The 23,899-nt window shown below is 50.5% G+C and carries 20 protein-coding genes and 2 tRNA genes; 11 read left to right on the plus strand and 11 right to left on the minus strand.

The genetic code is table 11. From position 1 onward, the window contains the following. Position 1: 1 nt before the first annotated feature. Both JK216_RS07340 and orn read right to left on the minus strand, forming a co-directional pair. Positions 2 to 77: transfer RNA gene (locus tag JK216_RS07340), tRNA-Gly, on the minus strand. 146 nt (positions 78 to 223) lie between these two features. Further along, the gene (gene orn / locus JK216_RS07345; RefSeq protein ID WP_212707433.1) at positions 224 to 772 is read right to left on the minus strand and encodes an oligoribonuclease; all 549 of its coding nucleotides are present in this window, start codon (positions 770 to 772) and stop codon (positions 224 to 226) included. A 102-nt stretch (positions 773 to 874) separates the two neighbouring features. Between orn and rsgA the strand changes: the two genes are divergently transcribed. The 3 genes from rsgA to mscM all read left to right on the plus strand — a co-directional run bounded on the left by rsgA (position 875) and on the right by mscM (position 6,267). Continuing rightward, positions 875 to 1,927, plus strand: a complete 1,053-nt coding sequence (rsgA, locus tag JK216_RS07350) for a small ribosomal subunit biogenesis GTPase RsgA (RefSeq protein WP_212707434.1) — start codon at positions 875 to 877, stop codon at positions 1,925 to 1,927. 91 nt (positions 1,928 to 2,018) lie between these two features. Then, the gene (gene asd / locus JK216_RS07355) at positions 2,019 to 2,915 is read left to right on the plus strand and encodes an archaetidylserine decarboxylase (protein ID WP_212707435.1); all 897 of its coding nucleotides are present in this window, start codon (positions 2,019 to 2,021) and stop codon (positions 2,913 to 2,915) included. A 16-nt stretch (positions 2,916 to 2,931) separates the two neighbouring features. Beyond that, positions 2,932 to 6,267, plus strand: coding sequence for a miniconductance mechanosensitive channel MscM (gene mscM / locus JK216_RS07360; protein ID WP_212707561.1), 3,336 nt, complete (start codon positions 2,932 to 2,934; stop codon positions 6,265 to 6,267). Positions 6,268 to 6,313: 46 nt separating this feature from the next. On the opposite strand, the gene epmA is transcribed toward mscM, so the two are convergent. The 3 genes from epmA to efp form a co-directional block, all read right to left on the minus strand. Next, a complete protein-coding gene (epmA, locus tag JK216_RS07365) occupies positions 6,314 to 7,291 on the minus strand; it encodes an elongation factor P--(R)-beta-lysine ligase (RefSeq protein ID WP_212707436.1) in 978 nt (325 codons plus the stop codon). A gap of 311 nt (positions 7,292 to 7,602) precedes the next feature. Next, positions 7,603 to 7,734 (minus strand): entericidin A/B family lipoprotein, encoded by a 132-nt coding sequence (locus tag JK216_RS07370; protein ID WP_212707437.1) that lies wholly within the window; start codon positions 7,732 to 7,734, stop codon positions 7,603 to 7,605. Between the two features lie 54 nt (positions 7,735 to 7,788). Beyond that, positions 7,789 to 8,355: an elongation factor P gene (efp, locus tag JK216_RS07375; protein WP_212707438.1), complete on the minus strand. Its 567-nt coding sequence runs from the start codon at positions 8,353 to 8,355 to the stop codon at positions 7,789 to 7,791. A gap of 40 nt (positions 8,356 to 8,395) precedes the next feature. Here efp and epmB point away from each other — a divergent pair, with 40 nt between their 5' ends. After that, positions 8,396 to 9,424 (plus strand): EF-P beta-lysylation protein EpmB, encoded by a 1,029-nt coding sequence (epmB, locus tag JK216_RS07380; RefSeq protein WP_212711452.1) that lies wholly within the window; start codon positions 8,396 to 8,398, stop codon positions 9,422 to 9,424. Positions 9,425 to 9,577: 153 nt separating this feature from the next. Beyond that, complete coding sequence (locus JK216_RS07385) at positions 9,578 to 10,006, plus strand: DUF1090 domain-containing protein (protein ID WP_212707440.1); 429 nt, start codon at positions 9,578 to 9,580, stop codon at positions 10,004 to 10,006. Between the two features lie 91 nt (positions 10,007 to 10,097). Here JK216_RS07385 and JK216_RS07390 read toward each other — a convergent pair whose 3' ends face one another. The 4 genes from JK216_RS07390 to JK216_RS07405 form a co-directional block, all read right to left on the minus strand. Further along, complete coding sequence (locus JK216_RS07390) at positions 10,098 to 10,451, minus strand: DUF4156 domain-containing protein (protein ID WP_212707441.1); 354 nt, start codon at positions 10,449 to 10,451, stop codon at positions 10,098 to 10,100. A 312-nt stretch (positions 10,452 to 10,763) separates the two neighbouring features. Continuing rightward, a complete protein-coding gene (gene groL / locus JK216_RS07395; protein WP_212707442.1) occupies positions 10,764 to 12,410 on the minus strand; it encodes a chaperonin GroEL in 1,647 nt (548 codons plus the stop codon). A 47-nt stretch (positions 12,411 to 12,457) separates the two neighbouring features. Next, on the minus strand, positions 12,458 to 12,751 hold the full coding sequence (locus JK216_RS07400) for a co-chaperone GroES (protein WP_025901066.1): 294 nt from the start codon (positions 12,749 to 12,751) through the stop codon (positions 12,458 to 12,460). Between the two features lie 324 nt (positions 12,752 to 13,075). Further along, the gene (locus JK216_RS07405) at positions 13,076 to 13,546 is read right to left on the minus strand and encodes an FxsA family protein (RefSeq protein WP_212707443.1); all 471 of its coding nucleotides are present in this window, start codon (positions 13,544 to 13,546) and stop codon (positions 13,076 to 13,078) included. 376 nt (positions 13,547 to 13,922) lie between these two features. On the opposite strand from JK216_RS07405, the gene aspA reads away from it, so the two are divergent. The 6 genes from aspA to JK216_RS07435 all read left to right on the plus strand — a co-directional run bounded on the left by aspA (position 13,923) and on the right by JK216_RS07435 (position 20,574). Then, complete coding sequence (gene aspA / locus JK216_RS07410) at positions 13,923 to 15,356, plus strand: aspartate ammonia-lyase (protein ID WP_212707444.1); 1,434 nt, start codon at positions 13,923 to 13,925, stop codon at positions 15,354 to 15,356. Between the two features lie 138 nt (positions 15,357 to 15,494). After that, positions 15,495 to 15,818 (plus strand): divalent cation tolerance protein CutA, encoded by a 324-nt coding sequence (gene cutA, locus JK216_RS07415; protein WP_212711451.1) that lies wholly within the window; start codon positions 15,495 to 15,497, stop codon positions 15,816 to 15,818. Then, on the plus strand, positions 15,794 to 17,521 hold the full coding sequence (locus JK216_RS07420) for a protein-disulfide reductase DsbD (protein WP_212707446.1): 1,728 nt from the start codon (positions 15,794 to 15,796) through the stop codon (positions 17,519 to 17,521). The genes cutA and JK216_RS07420 overlap by 25 nt, the downstream gene beginning before the upstream one ends. 51 nt (positions 17,522 to 17,572) lie before the next feature. Next, positions 17,573 to 18,139, plus strand: a complete 567-nt coding sequence (locus JK216_RS07425; RefSeq protein WP_212707447.1) for a transcriptional regulator — start codon at positions 17,573 to 17,575, stop codon at positions 18,137 to 18,139. A gap of 561 nt (positions 18,140 to 18,700) precedes the next feature. After that, a tRNA-Phe gene (locus JK216_RS07430) sits at positions 18,701 to 18,776 on the plus strand. Positions 18,777 to 19,398: 622 nt separating this feature from the next. Next, positions 19,399 to 20,574: a site-specific integrase gene (locus JK216_RS07435; protein ID WP_212711450.1), complete on the plus strand. Its 1,176-nt coding sequence runs from the start codon at positions 19,399 to 19,401 to the stop codon at positions 20,572 to 20,574. Positions 20,575 to 20,640: 66 nt separating this feature from the next. Here JK216_RS07435 and JK216_RS07440 read toward each other — a convergent pair whose 3' ends face one another. Together JK216_RS07440 and JK216_RS07445 are read right to left on the minus strand one after the other, a co-directional pair. Next, positions 20,641 to 22,551 carry a DUF927 domain-containing protein gene (locus JK216_RS07440; protein WP_212711449.1) on the minus strand — a complete coding sequence of 637 codons (1,911 nt, stop codon included), beginning with the start codon at positions 22,549 to 22,551 and terminating at the stop codon, positions 20,641 to 20,643. Between the two features lie 102 nt (positions 22,552 to 22,653). Next, positions 22,654 to 23,832: a site-specific integrase gene (locus JK216_RS07445; protein WP_212711448.1), complete on the minus strand. Its 1,179-nt coding sequence runs from the start codon at positions 23,830 to 23,832 to the stop codon at positions 22,654 to 22,656. Positions 23,833 to 23,899 lie beyond the last annotated feature (67 nt).

Genomic DNA, 23,899 nt, shown 5'->3' on the forward strand with positions numbered 1-23,899 from the left:
CTGGAGCGGGAAACGAGACTCGAACTCGCGACCCCGACCTTGGCAAGGTCGTGCTCTACCAACTGAGCTATTCCCGCGCCGGTAACGTATAAAATTCTTCATCGTTACGGGGTGCGAATTATACGAGAATAATTTCCCTGCGCAAGCCCCGCAGATGATATTTTTCGTCTATCCGTGCTGACTGCTGGTTTAATCGGCAAATTGCTGAGTAATCCGCCTGTTTTCAGAGTTTAAGAAAATTTTCGCGGTAATAACGCAGCTCAGCCACCGATTCACGGATATCGTCCAGTGCCTGGTGGGTCCCTGTCTTTTTAAAACCCGGCAGAATTTCAGGTTTCCAGCGCCGCGCCAGCTCTTTTAATGTGCTGACATCAATAGCGCGATAATGGAACCATGCTTCAAGTTCCGGCATATATTTATATAAAAAACGGCGGTCCTGGCCGATACTGTTACCGCAAATAGGTGAAGCGTTCGCCGGTACCCACTGCTTCAAAAACTCCAGTGTTGCCAGCTCAGCAGCACGGTCATCGTGATTGCTGTTTCTGACACGTTCAACCAGCCCGCTCCCCGTATGGGTACGGACATTCCAGTCATCCATCAGGGCAAGCTGCTCATCTGACTGACGGACCGCAATAACCGGCCCTTCCGCCAGAATATTCAGGTCAGCATCGGTGACCAGGGTAGCAATTTCAATTATCCGATCCCGTTCCGGATCCAGTCCGGTCATTTCGAGATCGATCCAAATCAGGTTATTTTCCCTTGCTGTTGCCATGCTTATCTCTCACCGTTGCTAAAATCGTCTATTGATGACTATTAATGGTATCATAGCCGTTTTTTACCGTCGGGCGAAGTCCGGCACAACATGAGAGGAAGTGTGAGCAAAAATAAACTGTCAAAAGGTCAGCAACGCCGTGTCAATGCTAACCATCAGCGACGCCTGAAGCCACGTGTTGAGAAAGCGGAGCCGGATGACAGCCTTTTTGGTGAACCGCAGGAAGGTATCGTCATCAGTCGCCTGGGGATGCATGCCGACGTGGAAGACCACCAGGGAAATACCCTGCGCTGTAATCTTCGCCGTACTCTCCGTTCACTGGTCACCGGCGACCGTGTGGTCTGGCGTGCGCCGAAAAGCGGTACGGGGAAAGGTATTGTCGAAGCAGTACATGAAAGGACTTCGGTACTTAACCGTCCCGATTATTATGACGGCCTGAAACCTGTTGCCGCGAATATTGACCAGATAGTCATTGTGTCGGCTATCCTGCCAGAATTATCGCTGAATATTATTGACCGTTACCTGATTGCCTGCGAAACCCTGAATATCGCGCCATTACTGGTGCTCAACAAGACCGATTTACTGGACGAAGAAGCACGTCATTTTGTTGACCAGCAAATGGATATCTACCGCAATATCGGTTATCAGGTACTGATGGTATCCAGCCATAACCAGCAGGGGTTACAGCCTTTAGAGCAAGCGCTCACTGACAGAATCAGTATTTTTGCCGGACAGTCCGGCGTCGGGAAATCCAGCTTACTGAATACCTTGCTGGGACTGACAGTGGCTGGTGAAAATGAAATCCTGACCAACGAAGTCTCTGATAATTCAGGTCTGGGGCAACATACCACCACCGCAGCACGATTGTATCATTTTCCGAAAGGCGGCGACGTTATTGACTCGCCGGGAGTCCGGGAGTTTGGTCTCTGGCACCTCGATGCAGAACAAGTCACCCGCGGATTCGTCGAATTCGCTGACTATATTGGTCACTGTAAATTCCGTGACTGTAAACATGATACAGATCCGGGCTGTGCTATCCGCCAGGCAGTAGAAGACGGCAAAATTAATGAAATCCGCTTCGACAGCTATCACCGGATTCTGGAAAGTATGGCTTCAGTGAAAGTCAGAAAAAATTTTTCTGTCAGTGAGGACTGACTGACATAGCGGCGGGTTTCGCCATCTCATTAAGGCATCGCTCGCGTTCGCCTTTTTTATTTTAAACGTCGTGATTACGCCAGGAGGCAAAATGCTGGAACGAATCAAACTTGGCATTAACGCAATTTTACCCAAAAAACAGTTAACCGAACTGGCCGGGTGGGCAGCAAGCCGTCGTGGTGGCTGGCTGACCCGTACTCTGATTGATATTTTTGTCTGGTATTACAAAGTTGATATGTCAGAGGCTGCACAGAAGAACACCTCTGCCTACCCGACATTTAATGATTTCTTTGTCCGCCCCCTTAAAGAAGGTGCTCGGCCTGTCGATAATAACCCGAACCACCTGATTCAGCCCGCCGATGGTGCTGTGAGTCAGGCCGGACGGATTGAAGAAGACCAGATTTTTCAGGCCAAAGGCCATTATTACTCTCTGCAAGCCTTACTGGCGGGTAACGACACGCGGGCTGCCGACTTCCTGAACGGCCAGTTTATTACGACCTACCTTGCTCCGCGCGACTATCACCGTGTTCATATGCCATGTAATGGTATTTTACGAGAGATGGTCTATGTCCCCGGCGATCTGTACTCGGTTAACCCGTTAACTGCACGCAATATCCCGAATCTGTTTGCCCGTAACGAGCGGGTTATCTGTTATTTCGATACAGACTTTGGCCCTATGGCTCAGATTCTGGTCGGTGCCACCATTGTCGGCAGTATCGAAACTGTCTGGGCAGGAACGATTACTCCGCCACGCGAAGGTGTGATCAAACGCTGGCATTATCCGGCAGCGGATGCTGAAGGCGCCGTAGTGCTACTGAAAGGCGACGAGATGGGCCGCTTTAAACTGGGCTCTACGGTAATTAACTTGTTTGCCCGCAATAAAGTTATCTTCAGTGAGTCTCTGGAAGCCGAAACGAAAACCCGTCTCGGCCAGCCACTGGCTACCCCGTATACGGATATCAGCACCGACAGCACTGTCACAGGATAAATCGGAGAACGATAACGTGCGCGCGATTGTGGTTTTACTGCTGGGATTAACGCTCAGTTTTTCACTGTATGCGGCCTCTGTTCCTGATGCAACACAGCTAAAACAGGCACTGGAAGAGGCCAGAAGCGCTAAAATCAGTGCCGCCCAGACCGAGCAGGTACAGTTATTACAGGCTGCACTTGAGTCTATCGATCAGCGCACGGCGTCTCTTGAACAGGCTCGTCAGTATCAGTCTGTTATTGATAATTTCCCTAAACTGTCTAAACAACTGAGGCAGCAAATTGCCTCAGTCACAGATAACCCTAAAACCGTTAACCCGTCGCTTAATAGCAGTGACCTGGAACAGGAAATCCTGCGGGCCAGTAGCCAGTTACTGGAAGAAGGCCGTCAGGCTCAGCAGGAACAGGATCGGGCACGGGAAATCAGCGACTCGTTAACCCAGCTGCCTCAGCAGCAAACAGAAGCCCGCCGAGCTCTGGCTGACAGTGATCGCCGTATCCAGGGTCAGCAAACTGCGGCGACCCGGCTGGGACAGGCCAGAGTCTGGGCCAGAGAGGCCGGAAATGCAGCCAGTAAAGCGCGGGTAAATGAGCTGGAGCTGGCACAGTTGTCTGCCAGTAACCGTCAGGAACTTGCCCGCCTGCGGGCCGAGCTCCACCAGAAAACGATGTCACAACTGGATGCCTATCTGCAGGCATTGCGTAATCAGCTAAATAATCAGCGTCAGCAGGAAGCCCAGCAGGCGCTGGAGCGTACCGAGCAGTTAGCAGAGAACAGCGGCGAACTTCCGCCGGGGATCAGCGAACAGTTCAATATTAACCGTGATCTTTCAGCGGACCTCAATCAGCAGGCCCAGCGTATGGATCTGGTGACCTCCCAGCAGCGGCTGGCGGCTAACCAGACATTACAGGTTCGTCAGGCCCTCAGCACGTTACGTGAACAGTCACAATGGCTGGGAGAGTCCAATTTACTGGGAGAAGCATTGCGGGCACAGGTGGCCCGTTTACCGGAAGTGCCTAAGTCGCAACAGATTGACAGTGAAATGGGAGAGTTACGGGTTCAGCGTCTCCACTATGAAGATCTGCTTAATCGTCAGGCAAGTCTGCATTCACTGACCCAGGAAAACGGTACAGCACTGACCAGTGAGCAGGTAAAGATTCTTGACGCCCAGTTAAAAACCCAGCGGGAATTACTCAATTCACTGATTTCGGGATGTGATTCGCTGATCCTTGAAATTACCAAGCTGAAAGTAGCTAACACACAGCTACAGGATGCTCTGAACGATGTCAAAGATGCCACCCATCGTTATCTGTTCTGGACCGCTGATGTCGGCCCGGTCACTCTGCATTATCCGGTGCAGGTTGCCCAGGACTTATCCCGGTTGCTGTCACTGGATACCTTTGGCCAGCTGGGTAAGGCCTTTATGATGATGTTCACTGCCAGGGAGTCGATTATTCCGGTGGTGGGCGCATTATTCCTGGTGGCGATAAGTCTCAGTTCCCGCCGCCATTACCGGGCCTTTCTGGCGCGCGCGGCCTCTAAAGTCGGTAAAGTAACACTGGACAGTTTCAGTCTGACTGTACGTACGGTGTTCTGGTCGATTCTGGTCGCCCTGCCCCTGCCGGTGCTATGGGCTGCGCTCGGTTACGGCCTGCAACATGCCTGGCCCTATCCTATCGCGGTCGCCATTGGCGACGGGGTAACCGCAACCCTGCCGGTATTATGGGCATTTATGATCAGTGCATCGTTTGCCCGGCCTCACGGGCTGTTTATTGCTCATTTCCGCTGGCCGCAGGCCAGTGTGGCCAGAGCAATGCGCTACTATTCGCTGACCGTCGGGGTCATTGTCCCTTTGATCATGGTGCTGATTACTTTCGATAATCTGGATGACAGACAGTTTTCTGCTTCACTCGGCCGCCTGAGCTTTATTCTTATCTGTATCGCCCTGACTGTCGTCACTAATGCCCTGAAACGGGCCGGCCTGCCGCTTTATTTTGACAGGCAGGGCAACAGCGACAATATGACTAACACCCTGCTGTGGGATGTCATGATGGCTATCCCGCCTATCGCAGCACTGGCATCCTGTGTCGGTTATCTGGCAACAGCGCAGGCCCTGCTTGCCCGGCTGGAAAGTTCACTGGGCATCTGGTTTGTACTGCTGGTGATTTATCATATTATCCGTCGCTGGATGCTGATTCAGCGACGCAGAATTGAATTCGACCGTGCACGGCAAAAACGTGCCGATATGCTGGCCAGCCGTGCCCGCAGCGGAGAAGAAGAAAAGGAACACCACGGTTCTGCCACAGAAGCGCCTGACATTGAAGAGCCGGTGGTGGATCTTGATACCATCAGTGCGCAATCACTGCGGCTGGTACGTTCTCTGCTTACCCTGGTCGCTCTGGTATCCCTGATTCTGCTGTGGTCAGAACTGCATTCGGCATTCTCTTTTCTGGAAAATATTCCGTTATGGGATGCCGGTTCAGGGACTGCCGCCGGTGAAACTATTCAGTCTGTGACTCTCGGGGCGGTACTGATTGCCATTCTGGTACTGATTATCACCCTGCAGCTGGTGCGGAATATGCCGGCCCTGCTGGAACTGGCAATATTACAACATCTCAGCCTGACCCCGGGGACCGGATATGCTATTACCACCCTGACCAAATATCTGTTAATGATCATCGGGGTAATGACAGCATTTTCTATGCTGGGAATAGACTGGGCAAAACTGCAATGGCTGGTCGCCGCCTTAGGTGTCGGGCTGGGCTTCGGACTACAGGAGATTTTTGCAAACTTTATTTCCGGCCTGATTATTTTGTTCGAAAAACCGATCCGCATCGGCGATACCGTAACTATCCGTGAACTGACCGGCACCATTTCCCGCATCAATACCCGGGCAACCACCATCACAGACTGGGATCGTAAAGAGATTATTGTGCCAAACCGGGCATTTATTACCGAACAGTTTGTGAACTGGTCATTGTCCGATGCTGTTACCCGTGTGGTTCTGACCATTCCGGCCCCTGCTCACGTTAACAGTGAACTGGTCACCCGGGTGCTGAAACAGGCAGCTGAACGCTGCAGTTACGTACTCAGTACCCCACCGCCGGAGGCCTTTCTGGTCGATCTTCAGCAAGGGATACAGTTATTTGAATTGCGTATTTATGCGGCCGAAATGGGGCACCGCATGCCATTACGTCATGAGCTTCATCAGTTAATTTTGCATGGTTTCGCGCAAAACGACATTGAGATGCCCTTCCCGCCATTCCAGGTGCGGATGGAAAAGGTCGGCAGTGCATTACCGGGCAGCCAGGGAACACCTGCGACCAAAACTTATAAATCAGGCGGACTATAAATTCGGGGAGAGTTACTGGCCCGGAAGAATTCAGGGCCAGTGGCTGTCAGCAGCGATCAACAGGGAAAGCGATCACCTCACTCAGCGATGTGGCTTTCAGTGCCAGCATAATCAGGCGGTCGACCCCCAGCGCAACTCCGGAACAATCGGGCATGCCATACTCAAGGGCTGCCAGCAAAAACTGATCTATCGGTTGTTCAGGCAGTCCCCGCGCGACACGACGCCGGTTGTCCTGCTCAAAACGCTGCCGCTGCTCATCGCCGTTAGTCAGTTCACGAAAGCCATTTGCCAGTTCGATGCCTTTGTAATAGACCTCAAAACGCTCAGCAACACGGTGGTCTTCGGTACTGATTTCGGCCAGTGAGGCCTGTGATGCCGGGAAGTGGTACACAAATGCCGGTTTATCCTGACCAATATGGGGTTCAACACCCAGCATAAATAACAGCTGCAATAGGGTGTCAATATCATCTTCAGATGCGGCTAAATCACCGGCTCCCAGGCTAGCAGCCACCGCCACTAACGCATCTTTATCCGCAGACAACGGATCAATGTTCAGGCAACGAATAAATGCCTGCTGATAAGACAGTGTTTCGCCACTGTCACATTCCAGAATCTGCTGCAGAAGATCATCCACTTCATTCATCAGCCGGTACATATCATAGTGCGGACGGTACCATTCCAGCATGGTGAATTCAGGATTATGATGCCGGCCGGCTTCTTCGTTACGGAAACTGCGGTTCATCTGATATATAGGGCCACTGCCGGCGGCCAGTAACCGCTTCATATGATATTCAGGGCTGGTCATAAGCCACAGGTCACGGCCCTCAGAGGCCCCCGGGCCGACAAACCGGGTACGGAAAGGCACCAGATGAATATCGGTCACCGTTGCCTGGCTCATGGCTGGAGTATCTACTTCAAGGACACCGCGATCTGCAAAAAAACGCCGGATATCCGCCAGAATAGCCGCACGTTTAAGTAGATTAGCTACCGGGGCGCTGGGTTGCCAGGTTGCGGTTTCGTTCATCTGTAGTACTCCTGATCTGACAAAAGGGAGGCAGTCTACATGCATGCAACTTAAACGACAAACAATCTTGTCCTATGACCGGTCTGAATACAGGACAAAAAAGGTGACAGCCGCTCACCCAGCGACCAGCCAGCCGCAGGCCTCCGCCAGCCAGTAAAATTGCTCCGTGAGAGCATAAAGAGAATACAGGGATATTCTGTCAGCGGAGCGACATAACAACCGGCATCCGTCGAAGATGAACTGATAGCCTGTCAATCCGGCAGTAAAACAGCAGACAACACAGCAGCCATCAGGTGCGCTTTGTCCGCGTTTTATTCAGCGACTCTGGAGATAGCATTACCGAGGTGCGAAACATCCTCACCAAAACCATGAAAGGTATTACATCCGCTCAGGACTGATGTCAGTAAACAGAGTAACAGGATTTGCAGGCTGCGTTTTTTCATTTTCTTCAATCCGTCATGCAGGCGCACCGCTGCGATGCGATGCGCCTGACAGACTTACTTAACGCGTGATACGTATTCGCCGGAACGGGTGTCAACTCTAATGACTTCACCAATCTGAACGAATAATGGTACTTTGACTACCGCACCGGTTGTCAGGGTTGCAGGTTTACCACCGGTACCGGCAGTATCACCTTTCAGGCCGGGATCGGTCTGGGTAATTTCTGCTTCGATAAAGTTCGGCGGAGTGATAGCGATCGGGTTACCGTTCCACAGAGTAACGATACATTCTGCCTGATCCTGCAGCCATTTACCGTTTTCGCCTACAGCTTTCTCATCCGCAGCCAGCTGTTCGAAGGTATTGTTATTCATGAAGTGCCAGAACTCACCGTCGTTGTACAGATAAGTCAGAGTCACATCAACAACATCCGCACCTTCAGCAGAGTCAGTAGACTTGAACGTTTTTTCGATCAGTTTACCGGTCAGCAGACGACGCATTTTTACACGGGCAAAAGCCTGACCTTTACCAGGTTTAACAAACTCACTCGCTTCGATGGCATAAGGTTCGCCATCAAACATAATTTTAAGACCGTTACGAAAATCGTTGCTAGAATATGTTGCCATGAAGGCCCTCGACATATGGATACTGGACTAAGCCAAAAAAATGGCAAACATTGTAACCCTAAATACCCCCTCCAGAGAAGATTGGTTGCATCAACTTGCGGAAGTTGTCACCGAACCTGATGAATTACTGAAACTTTTAAATCTGGAACACCTGCCGGCACTGAGTGCCGGAGCCGATGCACGCCGGTTATTTGCCTTACGGGTACCGCGTGCTTTTATCCGGCGGATGGAAAAAGGCAATCCGGATGATCCGTTATTACGCCAGGTACTGACTCTGCAGGAAGAGTTTATTGTCACCCCCGGCTACAGTACCGATCCGCTGGAAGAGCAGCAAAGCGCGGTCCCCGGCGTACTGCATAAGTACCGTAACCGGGCGTTATTACTGGTCAAGGGCGGCTGTGCGGTGAACTGCCGTTATTGTTTCCGCCGCCATTTCCCTTATCAGGATAATCAGGGAAATAAGCGAAACTGGCGCGCTGCGCTGGACTATATTCGCCAGCATCCGGAACTGGATGAAATTATTTTTTCCGGCGGTGACCCGCTGATGGCCAAAGATCATGAACTGGACTGGCTGATCAGCGAACTGGAGTCAATACCGCATATTCGCCGGCTAAGGATCCACAGCAGGCTGCCGGTCGTTATTCCGGCACGGATTACTGATGGCCTGTGTCAGCGTCTGACCGGCACAAGGCTGCAGGTCATTATGGTGACCCATATTAACCATGCCAATGAGATAGACCAGCCACTGAAAGATGCCATGGGTCTGCTGAAAAAAGCAGGTGTGACCCTGCTGAATCAAAGCGTGTTATTACGCGGGGTGAACGATGATGCCGGGACGCTGGCGGCGCTGAGTAACGCCCTGTTTGACTCCGGCATTTTGCCCTATTATCTGCACGTATTAGATAAAGTTCAGGGCGCTGCACATTTTTATGTCTCTGATGATCAAGCACGACAAATCATGCGCCAGTTGCTGACGCAAGTATCAGGCTATATGGTGCCAAAACTGGCCCGGGAAATCGGCGGGGAGCCAAGCAAAACCCCCCTGGATTTACAACTAAGACAAAACTGAAAGAGAATATTTACTGATCAAACGCAGCTAAACTGCGTAATAAAACCTCTATTATCCCCGCCACGGCTTGTCCGGGGCTGTCAATTGCCCGGACAACGTTGTTTTGTTGCGCCTGTCCGGCACAACGCGAAAAACGATATCTAAGGATAATTTATGAAAAGAACAGTAACTGCCCTGAGCCTGACCTTAGTTTCTCTGCTGACGATTAATGCTGCCAGTGCCGCAGAAAGTTGTGCTGATAAGCGCGCTTCTATCGAGAAAGAAATCAGCTATGCGCGCCAGCATAACAACACCTTTAAACTGGCGGGGCTGCAGAAAGCACTCGATGAAGTGAATACCCATTGTACTGCCGCATCAGTGCGTAACGATGCACAGCAGGCGGTGAGAAAGGCCGAAAAGAAACTGAGCGAAAAACAGAATGATTTGCGGGAAGCTGAACAGGATTTGAACCAGGCCATTGCCCGTGACAACAAAAGCAAAATTAATAAATATCAGGAAAAAGTGACTGAGAAAAAACAGGACCTCGAGAAACTGACCCGCCATCTTGATCAGCTGAATAGTGAACTGAACTCACTGAAATAATACTACTGCGACAGACAGAGGCCCTGCTTCCGTCTGTCCCTGTCGGTGTGCGGGGAAAGTCCCCGCCACTACCGCGACTGTTCAGACAGTGTTACGGGCATTTATAAATCTGTCCCGACATTTTTGTCGCCACCGGCACAAAACTGGAGACAATCGACAGTCCCGGGGTGCTGGCACCATAGATCACATTACCGCCCATTTCGGCCGCTTTATTACGCAAGTCATTTGCCGCACCGCGCATGGAACTGCCCCCCTCAGCCCCCTGACCTGATAACCAGTTACTTTGTTCCCCGATGGCATTACCGAGGAATTTACACTGTGCAGAAGGCTGCTCATCGACAAAACGGACACTCTGACCACTGGACGTCAACTGATTACCGGCAGAACTACATCCCGTCAACATTGCAGCAGCCAGAAACAGCCCTGCAGAGATTTTTAAACGCATATTCTTCCTCATTATTTTCGTTATGCCAGAACCGACAACCATGGCAGCATTTAACCAGAGAGAGGGAAATATAATCCGCAATAGTGTTTTACACCATAGCGTCTGACAAATTAAAAAACCAGCCACATAATGCACTGGCACACAATCTCCGTCTGATACGGAGCCTGACTGTTATAACACAAGTTTATGACGAAAAAAAAAGACCCGGATCCAAAGGATACCGGGTCTGCGGATGAACAATGAAACAATCAGACAGCAGCAATGCCCTGACCGACTGCGGTTGTACTTACCCGCAGGTAAGTACAGCCGGTATTACATCATGCCGCCCATGCCGCCCATGCCACCCATACCGCCGGCAGCACCTAAGTCAGCTTTGTCTTCTTTCGCCAGGTCAGTCACCATGCACTCGGTAGTGATCATCAGACCAGCAACAGATGCAGCATACTGCAGCGCTGAACGGGTAACTTTGGTCGGATCCAGGATACCGAAGTCGATCATGTTACCGTACTCTTCGGTTGCTGCGTTGTAACCGAAGTTACCTTCACCGTTCTTCACTTTGTCAGCCACAACAGAAGGTTCTTCACCGGCGTTGTCGACGATCTGACGCAGCGGAGCTTCCATCGCACGCAGTGCCACGCGGATACCCACGTTCTGGTCTTCGTTCTGACCGGTCAGCTCTGCAATCTGTGCAGCGACACGTACCAGAGCAACACCACCACCGGCAACCACGCCTTCTTCAACTGCTGCACGGGTTGCGTGCAGAGCATCTTCAACGCGGGCTTTTTTCTCTTTCATTTCAACTTCAGTCGCTGCGCCGACTTTCAGCACGGCAACACCACCGGCCAGTTTCGCTACGCGCTCCTGCAGTTTTTCTTTGTCATAATCAGACGTTGCTTCTTCGATCTGCTGACGGATCTGAGTCACACGACCCTTGATTGCAGATTCGTCACCGATACCATCAATGATAGTGGTGGTGTCTTTGCTGATAACAACACGTTTAGCCTGACCCAGATCTTCCAGGGCAGCTTTTTCCAGCTCCATACCGATCTCTTCAGAGATAACAGTACCACCGGTCAGGATAGCGATATCCTGCAGCATTGCTTTACGACGGTCACCGAAGCCTGGTGCTTTAACCGCAGCAACTTTCACGATACCACGCATGGTGTTAACAACCAGAGTTGCCAGCGCTTCACCTTCAACATCTTCTGCAATGATCAGCAGGGGTTTGCTTGCTTTAGCAACCGCTTCCAGTACTGGCAGCAGCTCACGGATGTTAGAGATTTTCTTATCCGCTAACAGGATGAAAGGCTGTTCCAGTTCAACGGCACCGGTTTCCGGTTTGTTGATGAAGTAAGGAGACAGGTAACCACGGTCGAACTGCATACCTTCAACCACGTCCAGCTCGTCCTGCAGACCGGTACCTTCTTCAACGGTGATAACACCTTCTTTACCGACTTTTTCCATCGCCTGAGCAATCAGAGTACCGACAGACTCGTCAGAGTTTGCAGAGATAGTACCTACCTGAGCAACGGCTTTAGAATCAGAACAAGGAACAGACAGGGCTTTCAGTTTTTCAACTGCAGCAACGACAGCTTTATCGATACCACGTTTCAGGTCCATCGGGTTCATACCCGCAGCAACTGCTTTCAGACCTTCGTTAACGATAGACTGAGCCAGAACGGTCGCAGTGGTAGTACCATCACCGGCCGCGTCGTTAGCTTTAGAAGCAACTTCTTTAACCATCTGTGCACCCATGTTTTCGAACTTGTCTTCCAGCTCGATTTCACGCGCAACAGAAACACCATCTTTAGTGATGGTCGGTGCACCAAAAGATTTATCCAGCACAACGTTACGGCCTTTCGGGCCCAGGGTAACTTTTACTGCATCTGCCAGTACGTTAACACCACGCAGCATTTTCACCCGCGCGTCATTACCAAATTTTACGTCTTTAGCTGCCATTTGAGATATTCCTTAAATTTAGTTCGTTGGTGGAATAGATTGCCGGATTACTCGGTTACCACGGCCAGGATGTCGTTTTCTGAAATGATCAGCACTTCCTGGTTATCAATTTTCTCAGTTTTAGCGCCGTAACCTTCGTTGAAAATAACGACATCACCCACTTTCACGTCCAGTGGTTTAACTTCGCCGCTTTCAAGAATGCGGCCATTGCCTACGGCCAGCACTTCACCACGGGTAGATTTCCCCGCAGCAGAACCGGTCAGAACGATGCCGCCAGCAGATTTAGCTTCTACTTCTTTACGCTTGACGATAACGCGATCGTGCAATGGACGAATAGTCATTTTGATAGCTCTCCTTTGAAATGCCCAGTCACTGGTTTATTTAGGTTGAATACCGGCCGTTCAGGCATCGGCTTCATGCAACCAGAGATAGGGTCAGGGGAAGAACCTTTCAAGGGTAAAAAAAATAATTTTTTTAATTTGGATAACAATCACTGTTTCCCATGAGATTGCAGAACAGTCTGCCGCATTATGGGCATAACTGGCCTTCGGGACACCATAAAATGCTGAATTTATCTGTAACCGTAACAAAAAGGGCGGCATTCCGCCGCCCCCGAAAAAACCGTTCAAATCCAGCCCCCCCACCTGCGGGACCAAAGCCAGAGCCTAACGGTTATCTGAAGAGTGATCATCTTTATGTTCGATCACATGCTGGTTTTTACGTTCAAACTCGCCTTCAACGGTAAAACCGCCGTCATTCGCCGCCGCTCCTCCGCCGCGCCAGACTTTCAGGTAAGGCATCACTTTGAGGGTCAGATGTTTTTGTACCGGCGGCAACAACAGCAACAATCCCAGGAAATCAGTAAAGAAGCCCGGCAGGACCAGTAAAAATCCGGCAATGATTAATGACACACTTTTGGTCATTTCGGCGGCCGGATTTTCGTGACGGGCCAGCTTCTCCTGTAACAACATAAAATTCTTCACGCCCTGATTTTTCACCAGCGAAATGCCGATAGCAGAGGTAAAGATCACCAGTATCAGCGTCAGTAATACACCAATAACATGGGCTACCTGGATAAACAGTGAAATTTCTACCCAGGCAAGCAGGAAAAAGAAAATAAACGGTAACCAGCGCACGGCGGTCTCCTGTAAGTAACGCCCGTGCTACAGCAGGGCTGAAAAATCAATAACATCCTCAGGATGATAGTTTGATAGATGGGTATAACAAAAAGTGATTTCAACCATTGCCGGTAAATTCGTTATAACTAACTCTCCGTGAGTCTGTACGCTTTACCGGCCTGCAGTCATTTACAGCCGGCGGCTGTTTTTAGCGGCTATGTTATAAACAAGTGACTATAAAGTGATCTGTGTTGCTTATTTTTTCTGTAAACAGAATATCATCGTGCGGATGAACTGATATACAGATAAAATTCCGGTATCAGTGGTACACAATAAATACTCACACTCTCTGCGGCACACAGCTTTAGTAAGAAAGCACAATAAGAAGGTTATCATGGTTAACAACATTCGTATCGAAGAAGACCTGCTCGGTATGCGCGAGGTTCCGGCGGATGCTTATTATGGAATTCACACGCTACGCGCAATAGAAAATTTCTATATCAGTAGCAGTAAAATCAGTGACATACCAGAGTTTGTTCGCGGCATGGTGATGGTGAAAAAAGCAGCAGCCATGGCTAACAGGGATCTGCAGACCATCCCGCGTCATATTGCAGAAACACTGATTAAAGCCTGTGATGAAGTACTGAATAACGGTACCTGTATGGACCAGTTCCCGGTCGATGTCTATCAGGGCGGTGCCGGTACCTCTGTCAATATGAACACCAATGAAGTGCTGGCCAATATTGGTCTGGAACTGATGGGACATAATAAAGGCGAATATCAATATCTTAACCCGAATGACCACGTCAATATGTGTCAGTCGACCAATGATGCTTACCCGACAGGCTTCCGTATTGCTGTGTATAATTCACTGCTGAAGCTGGTCGATGCTATCAATGCACTGTCTGAGGGTTTTCAGCGTAAAGCCGAAGAATTCCAGACTGTCCTGAAAATGGGGCGTACCCAGCTTCAGGATGCGGTCCCTATGACCCTCGGTCAGGAGTTTCACGCATTCAGCGTGCTGCTGAAAGAAGAGACCCGCAGCATTATGCGTACTGCCGAACTGTTGCTGGAAGTTAACCTCGGCGCAACCGCTATTGGCACACGGCTGAACACCCCGGACGGTTATCAGCCACTGGCAGTGAAATATCTGGCCGAAGTCAGCCGGTTACCGGTGGTTGCTGCCGAAGACCTGATTGAGGCGACCTCAGACTGTGGTGCCTACGTTATGGTGCATTCGTCACTGAAACGGCTGGCCGTTAAACTGTCTAAAATCTGTAATGATCTGCGTCTGCTCTCCTCCGGCCCTCGTGCTGGTCTGAATGAAATTAATTTACCGCAGTTACAGGCCGGATCATCGATCATGCCAGCCAAGGTCAACCCGGTGATCCCTGAAGTCGTTAACCAGGTGTGTTTTAAAGTCATAGGCAACGACACCACCGTCACAATGGCTGCCGAAGCCGGTCAGCTGCAGCTGAATGTGATGGAGCCGGTAATTGGTCAGGCTGTTTTTGAATCCATTTCTATTCTCAGCAATGCCTGCTTCAATTTACTGGAAAAATGCGTTACCGGCATTAGCGCTAACCAGCAGATTTGTGAGTCTTATGTATTCAGCTCCATCGGGATCGTGACGTATCTGAACCCTTATATCGGTCACCATAACGGCGATATTGTCGGTAAAATTTGTGCTGAAACCGGAAAAAGTGTCCGTGAAGTTGTGCTGGAACGAGGTCTGCTGACCAATGCTCAGCTGGATGATATTTTTTCAGTCGAAAACCTGATGCACCCGGTATATAAAGCCAGACGTTATACGGAAGATAACCAGTAATCCCCCGCGGCCTGATGCCAGTGCATCAGGCCCTATCCTGTCACCGTTCAGCTCTTTTCTGAATATTTCTGTTACCCTCTGTCTTCTGTTGCTGCTGAAAAAAAATGCTATCATGCCCCCCTGACTCAGGAGTGAGCAATGAATCCTTGTTCTGCCATTATTGTGTTATGTTCTGCCCCCGACAAGGCTACGGCGACCGCCCTGGCCCGACTGGCCATCCGCCGTAAGCTTGCCGCTTGCGTTAATCTCCTGCCGGGCGTGACCTCGATGTACACCTGGCAGGACCAGTTGGAATGTTCCGAAGATGTACAGTTGATCTTCAAAAGTGATACGGAACATCAACAGGACTTACTGTCACTGCTGAAACAGGCCCATCCTTATGATGTCCCTGAATTACTGGTGATCCCTGTTCAACACGGAGATAGTGAATACTTGTCATGGTTGCACGCCTCACTCGCCTGATTTTTCTGGCAGTTACATTATTCAGCCTGCAGACGCAGGCTGCCTTATTCGATAATGGCTCATCACCTCGCTTTGTTACGGTGAATCAGGCCTTTGGCTTTGACTTTAGCCAGAATAACAACCGCGTCCTGCTGAAGTGGCAGGTAAAGTCCGGCTATTACCTGTACCGCCAGCAAATCAGTATCGTTGCGGCCAACGCGACTATTGCCAGCATAGATCTGCCACAGGGCCAGCCTCATGAAGATGAGTTTTTTGGTAAAAGCCAGATCTTCCCCGAAGACCTGCAAGTTCCGGTGATACTGAAGAGTACCGGGCCGGCAGCCAGCCTGAAAGTCAGCTACCAGGGTTGTGCAGCAGCAGGGTTCTGTTATCCGCCGGAAACCCGGGAAATTCCCCTGTCACAAATCACGGCGGACAGCCCCTCCCCTGAGCCTGCCGCCAGTGTCCCGGCCACGGCTTCCGGGGCCGGTATACCTTCGTCACGCCTGCCGTTTTCTCCGTTTTGGGCTTTATTGATCGGTATTGGTATTGCCTTCACTCCCTGTGTTTTGCCGATGTATCCGTTAATCTCGGCAATTATCCTCGGTGGCCGTCGCGATATCTCTGCATCACGTATACTGCTGCTGGCCTTCATTTATGTGCAGGGTATGGCGGTCACTTATACACTGATGGGCATTATTGTGGCCGCCGCCGGATTACGTTTTCAGGCCACATTACAGAGTCCGCTGGTACTGCTGACACTCTCTGCCGTTTTTATCCTGCTGGCATTATCAATGTTTGGCCTGTTCTCTTTGCAACTGCCGGCATCACTGCAGACACGGCTGGCGCTATTCAGTAACCGGCAAAAAAGCGGCTCTGCCGGCGGCGTATTTCTGATGGGGGCCGTAGCCGGTTTAATTTGCTCCCCCTGCACCACCGCGCCTCTTAGCGCAATTCTGCTGTATATCGCACAGAGCGGTAATATGCTGGCCGGTGGCGGGACCCTGTATTTATATGCCCTGGGTATGGGGCTGCCGTTAATTATCGTCACCCTTTTTGGCAATAAACTGTTGCCTAAGAGCGGCCCGTGGATGCAGTCAGTCAAAGAAGGTTTTGGCTTTGTTATTCTGGCGTTACCGGTCTTTCTGATTGAACGTATTGTCGGGGACGTCTGGGGGCTACGGCTATGGAGTCTGCTGGGTGTGGCCTTTTTTGGCTGGGCTTTTGCCCTGAGTCTGAGAAGTCCGAAAGGCTGGGTACGGATATTACAAATTTTATGGCTACTGCTGGCATTAGTCGCGGCGCGTCCGCTACAGGACTGGGCATTTTCTGCCGCGCCGACTAATAACAGCGGAGATCAGTCTCCTGTATTCCACAACATCAGCAACATTGCCGGTCTGCAACAACAGCTGAGTCAGGCACAGGGCAAAATTACAATGGTTGATCTTTATGCCGACTGGTGTGTTGCCTGTAAAGAATTCGAGAAATACACCTTTACAGACCCGCAAGTCCGGCAGGAGTTTGCACAATATCAGCTGGTACAGGCAAACGTTACTGCCAATACCGCACAGGATAATGCGCTGCTGACTCAACTGAACGTGCTGGGGCTCCCGACCCTGCTGTTTTTTAATGCCCGCGGTAATGAAATCCCGGACTCACGGGTCACCGGATATATGAATGCCGGAGAATTTCTGGCACATTTACAGAAGCTTCGCGCTGAATAACATCATCCAGATGCGCCGGCAGTGGCCGGTGCTGCATTTACGGAGGTTAATGTGTCGCAGGAACAGATACTTGAGCAGGTATTACTTTTACTGGAACAACAGGGCCTGGCGGCCGCCGGCAACCTGAAACAGCAATTACAGGCCCGGGGAGCAGAACTCCCTGAACAGACCTCTGAAGAGCTGTTATTACGCGATGCCCTCGACTTTCACGGCCGGCAGATCAGCGAATGGCGCGAACGGATAACACAGGACGAAGCACTGACCAGCAGCCAGAAATTACTGATGCGTTACACTTTGCTTGAGGAACATGTCCGCCGTGGCCGTTTCCCGGGCTGTCTGTTTATTGCTGCCTGCAGTATTTACCCGGCGCCACACCACCCGATACATCAGGTGGCAGAGCAACAAAAACAAGCCTCCTGGCAATATACCCACCGGCAGCTGACCGCCCTGGAACTGGATAATCCGACGATGGTCACCGACCAGCTGGAACTGGTACTGGAGGGTTGTCTGAGTAAACTACTGGTTAAACGTAATCTTCAGGATATTGCCACCGCCCGCCGGCTGGCAGAAGATATTCTGCAAGTGGCATTGTGCCGCCAGAACGGTGCTCTCAGCTGACCACCGCTTGCCAGGGCTGTTATCTTCAGGCCGCTCTGGTACCCTTAATCAATCAAGGCCCGGGCCTGTCATAATTGCCTGCCGGTAAATAATGGGTCACCATATCCTCCCCCGCTTGCCAGCGATGCAGTAACAAACCCGCAGGTTCCATGATAAAACAAGCTGCTGCCTGTCTGGTAAAATCCGGGGCGGCCTGATGAGAGGTTCCCGGTGCAGAGCACATCAGAGTATTGCCTGAATGGCTGACCATATAACGATCTGCATGATCACACAGCCGTCGAATGCCTGACTACTCAAGCTTTCCGGTCAGTTATTTGCTGATAATTAATCATATAGGTACAGACGTGATCACTGTCAGGTAAAAAGCCTGTGCAGAGACATTAATCGGGATTCCCCGGCAGAATATCTGCCCGCCAGCGCATCTATCCGTGGCGATAGTAAAGTAAAAGTCAGTAAAACAGCCGTTTTCGTATATAAAGCAATCAGTCAGTGCGATTTTAGCATTTCCTGCAGTAAAAAGAGTTGACGCATCAGGGCCATTACGGTTTAATGCGCCCCGTTGCCCGAATAGCTCAGTCGGTAGAGCAGGGGATTGAAAATCCCCGTGTCCTTGGTTCGATTCCGAGTTCGGGCACCACTATTTACAAGGCCTCGCAGAAATGCGGGGCTTTTTCGTTTCTGCTGTATGGTCTATTTATGGTCCTTCCCCGGGGTGTCTTTTGCTTTACTCTCTCTCCTCGCTCTGACAGTCACAACCGTCTTTTTCGTACCTTTTCCCGCTGTTGTACTGATTTCCCTGACACTGTGTCAGTGTGGGTTCCGGTCCGTGTCAGTTTTACCCTCTGTATTACTCTGCTTGTTTCTCACTGTTTTCCGGTCCTCCTACGGTCCTGCTCTGGCGTTTAGTGTCACTCACTCAATATCAGAATGTGAAATCACGGGGGGACGGGGGGAGCTGTGTTAGCTACTGATTTATATATATTTTTCAATATTCCCTGCAGGGGGTTCACAGGGGAAGTCCCCTGAGCCTCCGGGGGGTGACGGTTTTCCCCCGATAGTCGCGGGGGGTTCCTCGGATATTCCACGGCATGCATTACTGATTTTTCAGTGCCATTTCTTACAGTTAATGCACTTTCCCCGTTTCCCCGTACTGCGCACACTGATACCGGAATGCAGCATAAGACAGACACATATTATTTCTGTGCAGCTACTGACAGTCTGGTTTTCCGGTCTGTCATCCACAGTGAAAAGGAGTGTGTATGTCATCACCTACCCGGTTTCGTTTTACCAATACCCTTATCAGAACACTGCCTCCTCATCCGGCAGATTCCCGCAGTACGGATTGTGAATACAGTGATACCGAAGCGTCAGGTCTGAAGTGTTTAGTCGGTAAAAATCAGGGTTCCCGTCGTTTTCTGTTTCGCTATCTTTATCATGGCAGAAAGCGTGCGATTGCACTGGGCCACTGGCCTGATATCGATGTCAGTACAGCCCGAAAGATTGTTGCAGAACACAAACGGTTACTGGCAACCGGCGGGGACCCCAAAGCCTCTAAAGATGCAGCACGGCATGAGCTTACTCTGGATGAGCTGTTTTATGATTACTATCTTCCTGTAGCAAAGCAGTCCAAAGCCAGCTGGAACAAAGATAATCAGCGTTTCCGTGACCATATTCAGCCGGTACTCGGGTACTACCGTCTTTCTGATATTACCCCCTCACAGGTCCTTACTCTGCAACAGAAGCTCATGCCCTCACTGGCAGCAGCCACCTGTAACCGGGTCATTGTGTTGGTAAAAGCCCTCTATACGTGGGCAGGGCGTCAGGGGTTAACGAATGTCCATCCGGCGAAGAATATTGCCTTATTGCGTGAAAATAACGCCCGTCAGCGCTATTTCTCTGAGCAGGAGATACGGCAGATATTCCGGTCGGCAGCAGAGGATAACAATCAGGTGGCAGCGACCTATATCCGGTTACTGTTACTCACCGGTTTGCGACGGGATGAACTGAGGCTGGCCAGACGGGAGCATATTGATTTTGTACAACGCACTCTCTGGCTGCCTGTGACCAAAAATGGTCAGGGACGGATTGTGCACCTGAATGCCCCGGCCATGGCATTACTGAAGATACTTCCTGCTCCCGGAGGTAACCCCTGGGTATTTGCCGGTAAAGAAGAAGGGAAGCCACTGTCAAACCCGGTGAAGGCTTTTCATCGTATTGTGAAACGGGCAGGTATTTTCGATAAAGATGTTTGCCTGCATACCTGTCGGCATACGGTTGCAGCACTTATCGTCTCTCACGGGGGAACGCTTTACGATGTGCAGGTACAACTGGGGCACCGGAGCAGTCAGTCATCACAACGTTATGCTCATCTGCATCCGCAGCGTTTGCGCCATACCAGTCAGTTGCTGGCTGAGCGTATCGCGCTGCCTTTGTGATTGTCGGGTATAAAAAAAGCAGAGGGATAACCTCTGCTTTTCTGTCTTTTCCAGGTCTGTACTTCTCTAGCTGAAATCACTGTTCATAAAGCTGCGATGGATATGATAGTAGTCCTGCTCCATCCCTCTTCTTTTTCTTTTTTTGAAGTGCCCCTCACTTTCAGGAGTCAGGTATCCGTTATCACACAGTGCCTTCGCGCCCTGTGCCACACTCATATTATGCTTTGCACAGAGTGCTGAAAAAGCATCCTTATAGATGAGAATATCCGTGGTCTTTGCATCCAGAAAGCCACTCCGGCTGCTCGCCAGAAAGTCATCTTTGATACCCAGTGTACTGAACTGCACATGCAGGTTGTTCAGTAGCCAGGTACGCAAGGCCGTCATGAAAGATGTTTCAGGATCATACCGACTCTGGGTATTGTTCTGCCAGTGGTAGGCCAGCATGAGCACAGATTCTTCAATCTGCTCTTCCGTAAAAGGCAGAATACCCCATTGTACCGCCAGTTTCCCGGCCACAGAGACCAGTGCAAAACGTTTCATCGCGCGCTTCTGGATAGCACTCAGGCTGATGGCTTTATCGTCATCATCATCGTCACTTTCTTCAAGCTGACTGATAAAACTCTCAGTTTCATCAGTTATCATTTGATGCAGTTGCTGGCGAATGTTGTCTGCCGGTAGCAGAACACCATTGTCATCTTTTTGTGTCAGAAAGTGGCTGATAAACAGCTTCCCTGCGGTCCCGTAGTATTCTGACAGCCCTGATTTCAGCGTGTCTGCCCAGCCAATGAGCGCCTCCATAGAGACGTCCTCATCTTCAGCCAGTAAAGAACGTGAATCTTCCGGCATCACTTCAAGACTGATAGTTCTGTGCTCCAGTCCTCCTGTCAGGACTTCTTTGTTTGAGGAAAGTTTCTCTGACACTGACATTTCACCGGAGGACAGGATGATGGTATTCCAGGTAAAGTTATCACGGACCTCTAGCGTTTTATCCATCCTGATTTTTGACTCACCTGACGTGATGTTATACAGCGTGGAGCTGAAGCCTCTGTTATTGTGAGCACCCAGCTCGTCAATGCAGGCCACAAGGCCTGAAAAGTCTGCCAGTGAACGCTCCAGAGCATTGGAGGTAGTATTCCAGCGTAAGATATTGGAGCCTTTCTGTCCGGGTTCATTCCCGGAACCGTGTACTGACATCGCAAGCTGCAACAGGATGGTTTTCCCGGTCGTTGAGCCGCCGTAAAAATGAAACATACTGATATCCATACCTGCCGGTTTCAGAAGCATGGAGGCCAGTGAGGCACTGAGCGCAAAGACCTGATGATAACCGTGCACATTTTCTCTGATGAGGGTCATCCATTGCTGATGGGTTCCGAGCGGAGCTATCATTTTATTTCTGCTCCCCTGTCCCACTAAAGAGATGAAACGGGTATTGTCCCGAAGCAGGGGCATTGTCCCGTGCAGAAAGGCATCATAGCCCTCACTGAATCCCATCCCGTCAGTCACTATCACCCTGGGCAGAACCATACGCATTGCTTTGTGTACGAAACTTTCAAAATACTTCTGTGGCTGAGGACCGGACCCTAACCCGAATCCTGCGCTGATAAGCTCTGACAGTCCCCTGCCGTCTTTCCCGAAGGCACTCAGTCCGAGATGCTTGCACACAATTTTACCGGTAACATTGATGGTCATCAGACCTATCCCCAGATTGCCATCACCGGATTCGTTACTGTAGATACAGTAAGGAATGACCGGAGTTGAGCACAGCATTATGCCGTCACCCTTGGTGTATCTCAGCTCGTGAGGATAGTTTTCATACCCGTGAGGCAGCCCTGCAACGGAACCGGAATGACCGGATATCCGGATCGTTTCCAGTATCTTTTTCGCGGTAATTTCGGGGGTATCCGCTTCAGTCAGATTTTCCTTAATACACTCAGGAAGTGCCTGTGTGAGTGTTATTTCAGCATTTGTTTTTTTCATCTTTTGAATCCATTATATGGGTGTTGCAGATAACAGGCTGGACTGGTGGGGACCTGATGCAGCCTGCTGCGGTTATGGACCTTTCGTAAGAAAGGTCCTGTTTTATGCCATCGCGCGGTTAATCACATCGTGATAGCGTGCAGGACTGGCATGAAGATAAATTTCGGTTACTTTGATAGTACTGTGCCCGAGTAAATCCTTTACGGTGTAAATGTCCGCACCGGATTCGATGAGTGTGGTGGCAAAGGTATGCCTGAGTTCGTGGATGGTGTAGTGCCTGATACCGGCAGATTCACACAGGGATTTTTGCAACCGGCGTGGCTCTGAGACCGGACCGTTATCAGCCTGATTAGGGAAAGCCCAGTCTTTATCGCCCAGGTACTGTTTTATCGTGGTCAGCAGGACAAAAGCTTTATCACATACCGGTACAACCCGCGTCTTACCGTTTTTTGTCTGTCTCAGCACAATCGTTTTTCGTGACCAGTCGATATCCGTCATTTTCAGATAACGGGTTTCACCGAGACGCAAACCGGTCAGTCCGAGAAACATCAGTAAAGCAATTCCGGCATGCCCCGGATTCTGGTGATATTTTGCCTCGCAGACAGCCATCCACTGACGAAATTCTTCACGACTCATGGCTTTTCGCTGTGAAGTGGCCTCTGGCTGCATCCGGAGAAACTCTGCCGGACTTGCCGTGATATAGCGCATCCTGCGGGCATAACTGAATACAGCCTTCAGCAGCGCCAGATGACGGTTCCGTGTGGACGGCCTGACAGGCAGTCCGGCGAGGTAGTGGGCAATATCGGATTCCTGCATGGCAGACAGTCTGATATTACCCAGCTGAGGTCCCAAATACTTTTTGATTTTTGACAGGTCAGTATGTGCCGAGCGTTTGGCTCCGGCAACCAGCACATCACGGACATAGTGCTGTAGCAGGCTGTTGAAGGTCATGTTATACACAGCACCGTAATGGCCGCTCATCACGGCAGCACGCTGACGCAGCTCAGCCTTTTTTGTCCGTACCCAGTGACGGGCTTCTTCCAGTGGCAGTTCACTGACTTTCCCTACAGGCAGGTAATGAGAAATTCCGCCGACACTGGTACGAAGGATATAGGATGATGCACCGCCGGGTCTGAAGATGATTTTCAGGCCGGTTTCTTTGGCATCACTGATTTCAGTCACTTTAGACTGACCGGAAGACAGCAGTTGCAGTTCAGCAATCAGCTTTCGGGTGAAAGGGACAGGGCCTTTTACAGGCAAAGATACAGGTAACGTTTTCATGCACACATCTCTTCTGGTGAGTTATTCAGTTATTGAGATGCTGGCCAGCACTGCGGAGAATAGTAAG

The sequence above is a fragment of the Tatumella sp. JGM94 genome (assembly GCF_018257595.1).
Taxonomy (GTDB): Bacteria; Pseudomonadota; Gammaproteobacteria; order Enterobacterales; family Enterobacteriaceae; genus Tatumella; species Tatumella punctata.